The organism is Thioalkalivibrio sp. AKL6 (assembly GCF_000376905.1).
GTDB classification, from domain to species: domain Bacteria; phylum Pseudomonadota; class Gammaproteobacteria; order Ectothiorhodospirales; family Ectothiorhodospiraceae; genus Thioalkalivibrio; species Thioalkalivibrio versutus.
Genome location: NZ_AQXS01000009.1, coordinates 168,872 through 180,956, shown reverse-complemented (window position 1 = coordinate 180,956; position 12,085 = coordinate 168,872). Strand labels below are relative to the sequence as shown.

The window sequence follows — 12,085 nt, the reverse complement described above, 5'->3', positions numbered from 1 at the left end:
AGCGCGTTTGCGCGGGCGAAGGCACACGGCCTGCATGCGGAACGTGCGATTCCGGCCGGGTTTCCCTACCATTCGCGCATGGATGTCTCCCCCCTGCTCGATTCCCTCAACCCGGCCCAGCGCGAGGCCGTGGCCGCCCCGCCGCATCCGGTGCTGGTCCTGGCCGGCGCCGGCTCCGGCAAGACCCGCGTGCTGGTGCACCGCATCGCCTGGCTGATTGGCGTCGAGGGCGTGGCCCCGCACAGCCTGCTGGCGGTCACTTTTACCAACAAGGCGGCGGCCGAGATGCGCGGGCGCATCGAGTCGCTGCTGGGCCACCCGGCCACCGGGCTGTGGGTCGGGACCTTCCATGGCCTCGCCCACCGCCTGCTGCGCCAGCACTGGCAGGAGGCGAAGCTGCCGCAGGCCTTCCAGATCCTCGACTCCGATGACCAGCTGCGCATGGTCAAGCGCGTACTGCGCGCCCTGGAGCTGGACGAGTCGCGTTGGCCGCCCAAGCAGGCGCAGTGGTACATCAACGCGCGCAAGGACGAGGGCTCGCGCCCGGAACACCTGCCGGATACCGGCGACCCGGTCGCCCGCCAGTGGGTACGCGTCTACACCACCTACCAGCAGGCCTGCGAACGCGCCGGTGTGGTGGACTTCGCCGAGCTGATGCTGCGCTCGCTGGAACTGCTGCGCGACAACAAGGCCCTGCTGGAGCACTACCGCACGCGCTTTCGCCACGTGCTGGTCGACGAATTCCAGGACACCAACGACATCCAGTACGGCTGGCTGCGCCTGCTGGCCGGGGACAGCCCGGTATTCGCCGTGGGCGACGACGACCAGTCGATCTACGGCTGGCGCGGCGCGAAGATCGAGAACATCCAGCACTTCCAGAAGGACTACCCGGGCACCCAGGTCGTGCGCCTGGAGCAGAACTACCGCTCCAGCGCCAACATCCTGAACGCGGCCAACGCCCTGATCCGGCACAACTCCGGCCGCCTGGGCAAGGAGCTGTGGACCGAGGGCCACGAAGGCGCACCGGTCCGCCTGTACACCGCGCTGAACGAGCAGGAAGAGGCGCGCTTCATCGCCGAGACCATCGCCCGCCACGTGGACCAGGGCGGGCTGTACCGCGAGTGCGCGGTGCTGTATCGCTCCAACGCCCAGTCACGCGTGCTGGAGGAAACCTTCATCGGCCGGCGCATGCCCTACCGGGTCTACGGCGGCCTGCGCTTCTTCGAGCGCCAGGAGATCCGCGATGCCCTGGCCTACCTGCGCCTGGCCGGCAACGGCGATGACGATGCCGCCTTCCTGCGCGTGGTCAACCAGCCCCCGCGCGGGATCGGCGAGAAGACCCTGGAGGGCCTGCGCCAGGCCGCCCAGGCCGCCGACACCAGCCTGCTGCAGGCCGCCACTCACGCGGTGGACGCCGACGCCCTGCCCGGACGCGCGCGCACCGCGGTCGCCGGTTTCGTGCAGCTGGTCCGCACCCTGCAGCAGGAGCTGCCGCGCCAGCCGCTGGCCGATCAGGTGGAACAGGCGATCGAGCGCGCGCAACTGCGCGAGCACTACAAGAAGGAAAAGGGCGAGCGTGGCGAGGCACGCCTGGAGAACCTGGACGAGCTGGTGGGGGCCGCGCGCGCCTTCGACATGAGCAGCACCGCCGAGAGCGAGGAAGGCGAAGGCAATCGCCTGACCGAGTTCCTCGCCCACGCGGCGCTGGAGGCCGGCGAGGGTGCGGCCGACCCGCACGAGGACGCGGTGCAGATGATGACCCTCCACTCGGCCAAGGGCCTGGAGTTCCCGCTGGTCTTCCTGACCGGCATGGAAGAGGGGCTGTTCCCCAACGCCCGCTCGCTGGAGGAGCCGGGGCGACTGGAGGAGGAGCGCCGCCTGGCCTATGTCGGCATGACCCGCGCCGAACAGGAGCTGTACCTGATCCATGCCGAGACGCGCCGGCTGTATGGACGCGAGTCCTACAATGTCGCCTCGCGCTTCATCAACGAGATCCCCGAGGGCGCGCTGGAGGTGCTGCGCCCGCAGGCCTCGCCCTATGGCGCGGGGCGCTTTGCCGCGGCCCGGAACAAGACGGCGGGCTTCGGGGCCATGGATACGCAGGCCGCCGAGGCCTCCGCGGCGGGCCTGGCGATCGGCGCACGGGTGCACCACGCGAAGTTCGGCGAGGGGCTGATCACCCAGTTCGAGGGTTCCGGCAACTCGGCCCGGGTCCAGGTGAACTTCGCCCACGCCGGCTCCAAGTGGCTGGTGCTGAGCTTCGCCAAGCTCGAAGTGCTGTAACCACGGCTGAACGGACACGCCCGACGCGGCCTTCCTGCACCCCGAAGGGCACGGAGAAAAAGGGCTCGAGGTGGTATCGCGCAAGGCCGGCGCATCCTGCCCGCGATACCCCCGTAGCGCACCCACCCCTGGCCGTCTTCGGACCTTCGTGGAGACACTAAAAAGCCCCGCCAAGGCGGGGCTTCGGGTCAAGCATGCGAAAGGTCCTTACTCGATCTTGATGTAGGCGAAGCCTTCCTCGTTCTGCAGCTCGGCCACGCGCACCACACCCGAGGGCACGAAGTTGACGTGATCGTAGATCAGGTCCTCGTCCAGACCGATCTGCGAACGGGTGATTTCGCACAGCTCGAGCTTCACGCCGTGGGTGCTGGCGAGGCTCATCAGGCGCCCACGCAGGGTGTCGCGCTCTTCCTTGAGTTCCTCGTCGGCCTCGAACGGGGTATCAGCCAGGTCGTCATCGGTCAGGAAGCGGATGCCGTGCGCCACGAACACGATGCGCACGTCGGCATCGATAAACTCGTTCTGGTAATGCGTCATCATGTTGTTGATGCTGGTCAGCATCGCGGAGAAACGGCGCGGGTCGGCGAAGTCGGCGTGATAGACGACCTTGGCCTCCGGCTCGAAGGCCTTGGCCTGCGGCATGAAGGCAATGCTCGCCAGCAGGAGCGCCGCGAACAGCAGGGCCACGCCCGATGCTGTCGCCGGCGCGGCCCGAAGGGTTTGGTTGAATCGATTCATCCTGTTCTCCTTTGAATGGCTTTCTTTCTTCTACAGTAGACGCATGGACGGCCCCAGGCCATCCCCATCACGCGCAGGACCCGGTTGACGCTGGAGTGCCCCGGGGGTATGCTCTGCCGCCTTTCCAGAACCTAGCGATTTAACGCGAGGGAAGTACTTTGGCAAATATTGCTTCTGCCCGTAAGCGGGCCCGTCAGGCGGTCAAGAACCGCGCCCACAACATGGGGCTGCGCTCCCGTTTCCGTACGGCCATGAAGGCCGTGCTGAAGCCGCTGCACAAGGGCGATGCCCAGGCGGCCGCCGAGGCCTACAAAGAGGCCGTTCCGGTGATCGACAAGACCGTGAGCAAGGGCCTGATTCACCGCAACAAGGCGGCTCGCCACAAGAGCCGCCTGAACGCCCGCATCCGCGATCTGGCCCAGGGCTAAGCCCCCGGGTTCCGGGCCGGCATTGCCGGCCCGGCGGTTGCAGTGAATCGAAAAAAGCCGCCCCCCGATCTCGGGGCGCGGCTTTTTGTGTGGGCGCAATTCGTGAAGGCCAGGGATACTCTGACCCATTCTTCGCGCGCCCCCCTGCGCGCGCGTCCACCAGCGCGTCTTCAGGGCTGGAACACCCGCGCCTCGCCCTCGCCGCGCGGATCGGAAGCCGCCTCCAGGCGACCCGCCCCGCGCTCCCACAGGATGGCGTGCATGTCACCGAACGGACGCACCTGCGGCACCAGCTGATGCCCACGCGAGACCAGCTGGCCCCGCAGTTCGGCATCGAACGCCCCGGTCTCGTGTTCCACCCGATCGGGCAAATACTGGTGGTGGTAGCGAGGCGCCGCGACGACCTCCTCGATGGATTGCCCCTCGAGCACGCCGAACACGCCGTGCAGGACCATGGTAATGATGCGGCTGCCACCCGGCGTGCCCAGGATCGCCACGCGATCCTCGGTCTCGACGAAGGTCGGGCTCATGCTCGACAGCGGGCGGCGCTGCGGCGCGATGGCATTGGCCTCGAAACCGACCAGGCCATAGGCGTTGGGCTCGCCCGGCTTGGCCGAGAAGTCGTCCATCTCGTTGTTCAGTAGCACGCCCGTCCCGGGCACCACGTAGCCGGATCCGAACGGATAGTTCAGCGTCAGCGTGGCCGCGACCCGGTTGCCCTCGGCGTCGATCACGGAAAAGTGCGTCGTCTCGCGACTTTCGGTCGACACCGACTCCGGAAGCTCGGCCTGCGGCTCGACCGACAGCGGCAGGTAGCGGCTGGGGGTGGCTGTGTCGGGATGGATGGTGGCGCGCAGACCGGCCGCGTAGTCGCGCGACAGCAGCCGCTCCAGCGGCATATCCACATGGTCCGGGTCGCCCAGGTACTCGGCGCGATCACGATAGGCGCGGCGCATCGCCTCGATGGTCAGGTGGGCGCGCATGTCCGGCGCCAGTGCCTCGAGGTCGTAGAACGCCAGGATGTTCAGGATCTGGCCGAGCGCGACCCCGCCGGAAGATGGCGGCGAGGCGGTGGTGATCGTGGCGCCAAGATAGTCCAGACGCACGGGGTCGCGCTCGACGACCGCGTACCTCGCCAGGTCGTCCAGGGTCCAGATACCGCCGGCCTCGCGCACGCCGGCGACCAGGCGCTCGGCCAGATCACCGGTATAGAAACCATCACGGCCTTCGTCCGCCAGGCGCCGAAGGGTCACGGCCAAGTCCGGCTGGCGCAGGGTCGCGCCCTCGTCCGGCAGGCGACCCGCCTCGAGGTAAATGTCGCGCGCGCCGGCCCCGTCGCGCAGGGCCTGATGGCGAAAGCCCGCCATCTGCAGGTAGCGGCCGCTGACCGGAACACCGTCCTCGGCCAGACGGATCGCCGGCGCCAGGCTGTCGGCCAGTGAACGGCGTCCGTATTCCCGCGCCAGGTGATCCATGCCGGCGGGCATGCCGGGGATGCCGGCGCCAAGCACGCCATCCAGCGACAAGCCGTCGATCACCTCGCCGTCGGCATCCAGATACATGTCACGGTCGGCCGCGGCCGGGGCGGTCTCGCGGGCATCGAGCATCACGCTGCGGCCGGAGGATGCCTCGTACAGCAGGAAGAACCCGCCGCCCCCGAGCCCGGAGCCGTAGGGCTCGGCTACACCCAGGGCGGCGGTAATCGCGACGGCGGCATCGAAGGCGTTGCCGCCGTCGCGCAGCACGGCCTCGCCCGCCTCGGTGGCGGCCGGGTGAGCGCTCGCCACTGCGTGCTGCCCCGGGCCGGCCAGCGCCAGCGGCGGCGCCAGCGACAGGGTGACGAAGACCGCGCAGTGCAGGAGCGGGCGGCGCCAATCCATGCCGCGGCCTACTTCGCGGCCATCAGGGCGTCGTACTTGGCCGTCAGCTGCTCGCGGGTCTCCTTGTGATCGGGATCCAGCGGGATGCAGTCCACCGGGCAGACCTGCTGGCACTGCGGCTCGTCGAAATGGCCGACACATTCGGTGCACAGCGTGGGGTCGATCTCGTAGATCTCGTCCCCCGGGTAGATGGCCTCATTCGGGCACTCGGGCTCGCAGACATCGCAGTTGATGCATTCGTCGGTGATCATCAGGGCCATGGGCCGTTCCTCGTATCCAGTGGCGGGGCCCGGCTAGCGTGCTGCGCCGTTTTGTTCGGCCAGCATGCGCGCCACACCGGGGCTAACGAATTTTGAGACGTCGCCGCCCAGTCGGGCGATTTCCCGCACCAGACTGGAGGAGACGAAGCTGTACTCCTCCGCTGGCGTCAGAAACAGCGTTTCGACCTCCGGCGCAAGCTGTCGGTTCATCGCTGCGAGCTGGAATTCATGTTCAAAGTCGGACACCGCCCGCAATCCGCGCAGGATCACGTTGGCCTGCTGCGCATGAACAAAGTGCGCGAGCAGGACATCGAAGCCCTGCACCTCCACGCCGGGGATATCACCCACCGCCTGTTCGGCCAGGGCCACGCGGGTCTCCAGCGGGAAGGCCGGGCCCTTGTTGGGACTGGCGGCCACCGCGACTACCACGCGATCGAACAACCGTGCCGCACGCCGCACGATGTCCGTGTGACCGTGGGTGATCGGGTCGAAGGTGCCAGGATAGATGGCAGTAACGGACATGGGCGAAAGGCCGGTCGGGAAAGCCCCCATTAGACCGCAAGCACCGCGAACAGACAAAATGCCTGTCGCGCACGCCGCGCCCGCACCAAACAAGGACTGCCCGATGAGTGACGACTACCGCCCCCCGCTTGCCGACTACTGGGACCAGCTCGAGTCCCGCTACGGCGGCGGCTTCAACTTCCATCAGATCTCGCGCGACGAACTGGCGCAATTGGTGGAGCACCTGCGTCAAGCGGTAAAGAATGACCCGCAGGTCACGGACGTGGAGAAGCAGAACCTGGGCCTGGTGCTCAAGCACGCCGAACAGGCCCTGGAAAAACGCTCGGCCTAACGCAACAGGGACTGTCCCTGCGAGCGTTGCGCGGTCATCCACACCCCGCCGATCGCCGCGGGCTTCGCGACTTGCGATGACGGAATCCGTGCGGTCTTACCGCGCGCGTGCCTCGGTCGCCGCGGCACAGGGCGGCAGGGCTCGGCACTCGGCGCCGCCGTCGGGAGCCTCCGCCGCGGCGCCCAGGGTACGCGCATACGCTCCCGGTCCCGCCAGATCGGCCGCGCAGCTCGCGGCCTCGCGTGCCTGCTCGCCGCACTCGCGAGCGATCAGCACGTGCGCGAGGTTGTTCCAGCCCTCGTGGCGGGCCGGATCACGCTCGACCAGCGCCCGCAGGGCATTCTCCGCCGCCGGCAGATCGCCCTGGGCAAAGGCCACGTTGGCGCGACCCACGTAGGGAATCGGTTCATTGGGCCAGCGGTCCATGGCGGTTTCGTAGCCCGTGGCCGCCGCCGCAAAGCGCCCGGTCTGTTCCAGTTCGTTGACCGCACGCAGCCAGCGCAGCGGCTGGGCGGTGGCCGGGAGGGTATCGGGGGGCATCACAAGGAAGGCCCAGCGCTCACCCCGCGCCCAGGTGCGCTCGAAGCGGGCAAAGGAATTCACGTGGCGCTGGATCGGGCCGCTGCGCAGGAAGATCTCCCGATCCTCCAGGTCGTATCCGATAACCACCGCAAAGTGCCATTCCGGGATCAGGGCCACCCCGAGGTTCTGGAACACCACTACCGGGTTGCCCGCCGCCACCTCGCGCAGGATCGCCTCCAGTTGGGGCTCGATACGGTAGGCCACCTGGTCGCGCGCGCGCACCGCCGCGCGCATCTCGGTCTGCAGGCTGCCCTCGCGGGCGGGGATGTAAACCTCCTCGATCAAATCATCCAGCGCGGCGTCGATACCCCGGGCATTCAACGCCGTGGCCAGCGCGGCGGGGCCGCACTGGTATTGCTCCTGGGGAAAGAACGGCGTGTCAGCCAGTTCGACGCGCGCCGGCAGATCCGTCGGACGCTCGCTCGCCAGACCCGCGCTCTGCGGCGCGGTGGCACAACCAGTCAGCCAGAGGAGCGCGGCGAGCGCGAGAAACCCCGTGACTCGCCACGTCGAGATGGACCCCATGCAGGGCGTGGCTTAGCGGGACGGCCCGACAAACGAGAAGATGTCGGTCACACCCACCGCATCCAGGATCACGAACACCACGAACACGATGGCGACCACACCCAGGACGCTCGCCGCGCCGGCCGGGTCGGTCTCCATGTGCGCCTCCAGCTGCGCCAGTTCGTCGTCGGTCAGGCGGGCCACACGCTGCTCGGCACGTTCGGGATCAACCCCCATCTCGATCAGCTGCGCGCGAACCTCGGCGTCATTGAGCTGTTCCAGCAACTGGGCGCGGGTGTCGTCCGCGCTGGCCTGCTGGATCATGCTGCCGGTATCCAGCATGCCGACATCGGCGAATGCCGGGGTGGCGGGCAGCAGGGTCAGGGCCAGCGCGACCAGCAGTGCCGCGGGTGCGGACAGAACTCGACGGAACGAATGAACGCTCATGGGCAGACTCCTTGAAATCGGTGAACGGTTGTTACAAGTGTAGCCCGCCAGAGCCGCGAATTGACCGGCCGCAAACGAAAATCGCGGCCGGTTTCACACGTCTGTCAGCTTTCGTCGGGGGCGTCGACCACCTTGATCTCGTACTCCAGGACCTCGACACCACGCGCCCAGGCCCCGCCGCACACGGAGTTGTCGCGCGTGCGCTCCTGGGTCTCGCCCGGACCCAGCGTGCGCCACAGGCGGGTCGTCGTGCGCACGTCGTCTTCCAGCTCTCCGGGGCAGTTGTAGGCGGTCTTGGTGACCCGGACTTCCAGCCAGTCATCCGTGTTGTTGGTCGCGCGCCACTGTCCGCGCACATTGGCGCAGCCGTATTCGTGCATGCGGTATTCGAAGGCGACCTCATCCGGCGAACCGTCCGCCGGGGCGAAGTAGGCGCCCTGGGCCGCGACCTGGCCGGGCGCGACAAACGCGGCGGCCAGCACACTGGCAGCGGTCAGGGCGAGGGTGCGATTGAGAATGCGCGAGTACATGATTTCCTCCATCCGGGATCCGGTTGTGGGCCCGTCTTGCGCGGGCTTGGCAGAGAATAGACGCTGGCCAGACGGCGTTTGTGCCGATTCCGGTTGTCTGGCGGGGTTTTTCCCGCCAGCCCCGGTCGTTGGCTCCCATCCTCGCAAACCGAGCTGAAACGCATATGAACGAGATCGTGCCCGATTCGACCCTGACCTGCCCGGAATGCGGGCACCAGAAGACGGAAACGATGCCCACCGACGCCTGCCAGTGGTTCTACGAATGCACCGGCTGCGGGGTCCTGCTCCGGCCACTTCCAGGGGACTGCTGCGTGTTCTGCTCCTACGGCACGGTGCCCTGTCCGCCCATCCAGCAGGAGGGCCCGGGCAGCTGCTGCGCCTCGTCATGAGGCCGGCGCACGTGACCGCCGCCCTGGAACGCCTGCGCGGCGACTTCCCGCTGGAACAGCGCCTGCGGGATGCCCCCGAAGCCGTACGCGCCGCCTATCTCGAAGTCCTGGAACACTGGCGCCAGCGCGGACGGCCACCCGAGGCCCGGGAGCTGGATATCCGCGCGCTGGAGCGACTGGCCGCGCTGGATGCCGTGGCGCATCAGGCCCAGGGTCTGGGCTGCTACCCGTACAGCGCCGCACCAGGGCGGATCACGGTCAGCGTCGCCGGGCGCGGTCTGGTTACCGCCATGTGCGCCGTCGACGCGCTGGCCATCCCGATGCTGAGCGGCGCGCATAGCCGGATCGAGGCGGCCTGCAGCCACTGTGGCGCCGCGCTCAGCCTGGAATCCGGGCCCACTGCGGTTGCGGATACGGCCTCCGCGTGGGTCCATTACCGACCGCGCCGCACGGACAACAGCCCGTGCTGCACCAGCCTTTGTGAGGGCATCACCTTCGTCTGTGCGCGTTGTGCACCGGCCGAACACGCGGACTATCTGCGCGTCGACGAGGCGGACAGGGTCGCCCGGCAGTTCTTCGCCTTCCAGCGGGCCTGGCTGGACGCCGACGCCCACTCGCCCGGAAACGACTAGTCGGTCTTGACCTCGAACGGAGGGCAACGCTTGGGCAGCAATTCGCCCCGGATGCGCGGGTAGCAGGGCAGGCCCTGGTCGAACGGCGGGGCGTCCTCGCCCTGGATCAGCGGGCGCAGGTAATCGCGCGCGGCCTGGGTGATGCCGTAGCCGTCCGGGGTGATGTACTCGCGCGGCATGCCCTGCTCGACGTCGGCCACGGTCTCCAGCGGGGTAAAACCGATACTCCAGCGGTAGGGATCGTTGGAATCGCGGCGGATGATCGGCATGAAGGCATCCTCGCCGGCCACCACGCCCTCCACCGCCGCACGGCCACAGGCATAGGCCTGCTCCACGTCCACCTTCGACGCGATATGCCGCGCGGAGCGCTGGATATAGTCGACCACCGCCCAGTGCAGCTTGTGTCCGGTCTGTTCGCGGATCAGCTCGGCCAGGCGCGGGGCGGCGCCGCCCAGCTGGGTGTAGGCATACACATCATGGCTTTGTGCCACCGAGAACAGGGTGCCATCCGGATTCTTCAGACCCTCGGAGACGACCACTACACAGTAGCCGTGACGCTCGATGGTCCGGTTCAGGTGCTCGAGAAAGTCGTCCTGGTCAAACAGGGTCTCGGCGAACAGGATCAGCATCGGCGGCTGGCCGTCGAACTCCTGTGCCAGCGCGGCGGCGGCCGCCAGCCAGCCCGCATGCCGACCCATTACCTCGAGCACGAACACCTTGGTGGAACTGGTGTGCATGGACTCGACATCCAGACTGGCCTCGCGCACGACCGTGGCGATGAACTTGGCGGCGGAGCCGAACCCGGGGCTGGAGTCGGTCACGGCGAGATCGTTGTCGATCGTCTTGGGCACGCCGATCGCCTTGATCGGGAAGCCCATGCGATCCCCCATCCTGGCGATCTTCAGCGCGGTATCCATGGAACCGCCGCCGCCGTTGTAGAAGAAGGTGCCGATGTCATGGGCGCGGAAGACCTCGACCAGGCGTTCGTACTGTTCCGGATCCTTGTCGGGATCGCCCAGGTCGAAACGGCAGGAGCCGAACGCCCCGCCGGGGGTATGACGCAGGGCCGCGAGGGTCAGCGGGTCCTCCTGATCCAGATCGATGATCTCCTCGCGCAGGACACCGAGGATGCCGTCGCGCGCCGCATAGATCTTGCCGAAATGGGCCGGATGGGCGCGCACCGCCTCGATCACCCCCCAGGCGCTGGCGTTGATGACGGCGGTAACCCCGCCGGACTGGGCGTACAGCGCGTTTTGCGGCATGCGAATCTCCCTTGTGGATACAGCCCCGGATGCCATGCACGACAAATGCCAGCCCGCTCAAGCCATCAACTACCCGTCGGATCGGCCCATCCGGGTGCTTTTGCTACACTATGCCGGTTAAGACACTCGGCGCACCGGGGCCGTTCGCCCCGTCATGGTGCTCACGCACCTCGATTGCGCGGTGTCACCCGATTCACAACAGCATCAGGATTGCATCATGCATATCGGCACGACTTTGACCAACTACATTATCGAGACCCAGCGCGGTATCCAGGGCGCGACCGGCGAATTCACCGGCCTGCTGAACGATATCTCGGTGGCCTGCAAGAAGATCTCCGACCTCGTCGACAAGGGTGACCTGGTCGGCGTTCTCGGCTCCGCCGGCTCCGAGAACGTGCAGGGCGAGACGCAGAAGAAGCTCGACATCATCACCAACGAGGTGTTCATCGAGGCCCTGGGCCACAACGGCCACGCCGCCGGCCTCGCCTCCGAAGAGATGGACGAAATCTGCGAGATGCCGGCCGGCGCCCCGCGTGGTCATTACCTGGTCCTGTTCGACCCGCTGGACGGCTCCTCCAACATCGACGTGAACGTCTCCGTCGGCACGATCTTCTCCATCCTGAAGGCGCCGGAAGGCGTCTCCGATCCGAAGACCGAGGACTTCCTGCAGCCGGGCACCAAGCAGATCGCCGCCGGCTACTGCCTGTACGGTCCGTCCACCATGATGGTGCTGACCACCGGCAAGGGCGTGCAGATGTTCACCCTGGACAAGGACTTCGGCGAGTTCCTGCTGACCAAGGACAGCGTGCAGATCCCGGAAGACACCGAGGAATTCGCGATCAACATGTCCAACAGCCGCTTCTGGGAGGCCCCGGTCAAGCGCTACATCGACGAATGCCTGGCCGGCAAGGAAGGCGCCCGCGACAAGGACTTCAACATGCGCTGGGTGGCCTCCATGGTCGCCGAGGTGCACCGCATCCTGTCGCGCGGCGGCGTGTTCATGTACCCGATGGACTCCAAGATGCAGGCCAAGGGCACCGCCGGCAAGCTGCGCCTGATGTACGAGGCCAACCCGATGAGCTTCATCATCGAGCAGGCGGGCGGCGCCTCCACCACCGGTCGCGAGCGCATCATGGATGTCAGCCCCACCGGCATCCACCAGCGCGTGCCGGTGATCCTGGGCGCGAAGAACGAAGTGGAGCGGATCACCCGCTACCACAACGAGGGCTAAGAACCCCTCGCGCATCGGGCACCCCGATGCGCTCCCCAAGGCCCGGCCCCGCAAGGCGCCGGGCCT

At 67.5% G+C, this 12,085-nt stretch carries 14 protein-coding genes; 6 read left to right on the top strand and 8 right to left on the bottom strand.

Annotated features, from left to right (window positions below; all coding sequences use genetic code 11):
- The first annotated feature begins 78 nt into the window (after positions 1–78).
- Positions 79–2,283: a DNA helicase II gene (uvrD, locus tag D575_RS0106070; RefSeq protein ID WP_038032117.1), complete on the top strand. Its 2,205-nt coding sequence runs from the start codon at positions 79–81 to the stop codon at positions 2,281–2,283.
- A gap of 207 nt (positions 2,284–2,490) precedes the next feature.
- Here the strand turns inward: uvrD and D575_RS0106065 are convergent, their stop codons facing one another.
- The gene (locus tag D575_RS0106065; RefSeq protein ID WP_018145024.1) at positions 2,491–3,021 is read right to left on the bottom strand and encodes a DsrE family protein; all 531 of its coding nucleotides are present in this window, start codon (positions 3,019–3,021) and stop codon (positions 2,491–2,493) included.
- Between the two features lie 158 nt (positions 3,022–3,179).
- On the opposite strand from D575_RS0106065, the gene rpsT reads away from it, so the two are divergent.
- Entirely contained in the window at positions 3,180–3,449 is a 270-nt protein-coding gene (gene rpsT / locus D575_RS0106060; RefSeq protein WP_019612252.1) for a 30S ribosomal protein S20, read from the top strand.
- A gap of 170 nt (positions 3,450–3,619) precedes the next feature.
- Here rpsT and ggt read toward each other — a convergent pair whose 3' ends face one another.
- The 3 genes from ggt to coaD are packed head-to-tail and all read right to left on the bottom strand — an operon-like array spanning position 3,620 to position 6,111.
- The gene (ggt, locus tag D575_RS0106055; RefSeq protein ID WP_018145022.1) at positions 3,620–5,329 is read right to left on the bottom strand and encodes a gamma-glutamyltransferase; all 1,710 of its coding nucleotides are present in this window, start codon (positions 5,327–5,329) and stop codon (positions 3,620–3,622) included.
- Positions 5,330–5,337: 8 nt separating this feature from the next.
- Complete coding sequence (locus tag D575_RS0106050) at positions 5,338–5,589, bottom strand: YfhL family 4Fe-4S dicluster ferredoxin (RefSeq protein ID WP_018145021.1); 252 nt, start codon at positions 5,587–5,589, stop codon at positions 5,338–5,340.
- A gap of 33 nt (positions 5,590–5,622) precedes the next feature.
- Positions 5,623–6,111 carry a pantetheine-phosphate adenylyltransferase gene (coaD, locus tag D575_RS0106045; protein ID WP_018145020.1) on the bottom strand — a complete coding sequence of 163 codons (489 nt, stop codon included), beginning with the start codon at positions 6,109–6,111 and terminating at the stop codon, positions 5,623–5,625.
- Positions 6,112–6,214: 103 nt separating this feature from the next.
- Here coaD and D575_RS0106040 point away from each other — a divergent pair, with 103 nt between their 5' ends.
- Positions 6,215–6,442: a hypothetical protein gene (locus tag D575_RS0106040; protein ID WP_018145019.1), complete on the top strand. Its 228-nt coding sequence runs from the start codon at positions 6,215–6,217 to the stop codon at positions 6,440–6,442.
- A gap of 96 nt (positions 6,443–6,538) precedes the next feature.
- On the opposite strand, the gene D575_RS0106035 is transcribed toward D575_RS0106040, so the two are convergent.
- From D575_RS0106035 to D575_RS0106025, 3 genes are all read right to left on the bottom strand, one after another.
- Complete coding sequence (locus tag D575_RS0106035; RefSeq protein WP_018145018.1) at positions 6,539–7,549, bottom strand: PA2778 family cysteine peptidase; 1,011 nt, start codon at positions 7,547–7,549, stop codon at positions 6,539–6,541.
- Positions 7,550–7,561: 12 nt separating this feature from the next.
- Entirely contained in the window at positions 7,562–7,975 is a 414-nt protein-coding gene (locus tag D575_RS0106030) for a PA2779 family protein (protein WP_018145017.1), read from the bottom strand.
- Between the two features lie 104 nt (positions 7,976–8,079).
- Positions 8,080–8,517 (bottom strand): hypothetical protein, encoded by a 438-nt coding sequence (locus D575_RS0106025; RefSeq protein WP_018145016.1) that lies wholly within the window; start codon positions 8,515–8,517, stop codon positions 8,080–8,082.
- 152 nt (positions 8,518–8,669) lie between these two features.
- On the opposite strand from D575_RS0106025, the gene D575_RS0106020 reads away from it, so the two are divergent.
- On the top strand, positions 8,670–8,894 hold the full coding sequence (locus tag D575_RS0106020; RefSeq protein ID WP_018145015.1) for a GDCCVxC domain-containing (seleno)protein: 225 nt from the start codon (positions 8,670–8,672) through the stop codon (positions 8,892–8,894).
- The gene (gene merB / locus D575_RS0106015) at positions 8,891–9,526 is read left to right on the top strand and encodes an organomercurial lyase (RefSeq protein WP_018145014.1); all 636 of its coding nucleotides are present in this window, start codon (positions 8,891–8,893) and stop codon (positions 9,524–9,526) included. The genes D575_RS0106020 and merB overlap by 4 nt, the downstream gene beginning before the upstream one ends.
- On the opposite strand, the gene D575_RS0106010 is transcribed toward merB, so the two are convergent.
- Positions 9,523–10,788 carry a 6-phosphofructokinase gene (locus tag D575_RS0106010; protein ID WP_018145013.1) on the bottom strand — a complete coding sequence of 422 codons (1,266 nt, stop codon included), beginning with the start codon at positions 10,786–10,788 and terminating at the stop codon, positions 9,523–9,525. The two genes, merB and D575_RS0106010, sit on opposite strands and share 4 nt — an antisense overlap.
- A gap of 217 nt (positions 10,789–11,005) precedes the next feature.
- Between D575_RS0106010 and D575_RS0106005 the strand changes: the two genes are divergently transcribed.
- A complete protein-coding gene (locus tag D575_RS0106005) occupies positions 11,006–12,019 on the top strand; it encodes a class 1 fructose-bisphosphatase (RefSeq protein WP_018145012.1) in 1,014 nt (337 codons plus the stop codon).
- Positions 12,020–12,085: the final 66 nt, after the last annotated feature.

Coding starts and splice junctions, on each gene's coding strand:
- uvrD (WP_038032117.1), top strand. CDS start 79: ATGGATGTCTCCCCCCTGCTCGATTCCCTCAACCCGGCCCAGCGCGAG.
- D575_RS0106030 (WP_018145017.1), bottom strand. CDS start 7,975: ATGAGCGTTCATTCGTTCCGTCGAGTTCTGTCCGCACCCGCGGCACTG.
- ggt (WP_018145022.1), bottom strand. CDS start 5,329: ATGGATTGGCGCCGCCCGCTCCTGCACTGCGCGGTCTTCGTCACCCTG.
- D575_RS0106035 (WP_018145018.1), bottom strand. CDS start 7,549: ATGGGGTCCATCTCGACGTGGCGAGTCACGGGGTTTCTCGCGCTCGCC.
- D575_RS0106050 (WP_018145021.1), bottom strand. CDS start 5,589: ATGGCCCTGATGATCACCGACGAATGCATCAACTGCGATGTCTGCGAG.
- D575_RS0106025 (WP_018145016.1), bottom strand. CDS start 8,517: ATGGAGGAAATCATGTACTCGCGCATTCTCAATCGCACCCTCGCCCTG.
- merB (WP_018145014.1), top strand. CDS start 8,891: ATGAGGCCGGCGCACGTGACCGCCGCCCTGGAACGCCTGCGCGGCGAC.
- D575_RS0106020 (WP_018145015.1), top strand. CDS start 8,670: ATGAACGAGATCGTGCCCGATTCGACCCTGACCTGCCCGGAATGCGGG.
- D575_RS0106005 (WP_018145012.1), top strand. CDS start 11,006: ATGCATATCGGCACGACTTTGACCAACTACATTATCGAGACCCAGCGC.
- coaD (WP_018145020.1), bottom strand. CDS start 6,111: ATGTCCGTTACTGCCATCTATCCTGGCACCTTCGACCCGATCACCCAC.
- D575_RS0106065 (WP_018145024.1), bottom strand. CDS start 3,021: ATGAATCGATTCAACCAAACCCTTCGGGCCGCGCCGGCGACAGCATCG.
- D575_RS0106010 (WP_018145013.1), bottom strand. CDS start 10,788: ATGCCGCAAAACGCGCTGTACGCCCAGTCCGGCGGGGTTACCGCCGTC.
- D575_RS0106040 (WP_018145019.1), top strand. CDS start 6,215: ATGAGTGACGACTACCGCCCCCCGCTTGCCGACTACTGGGACCAGCTC.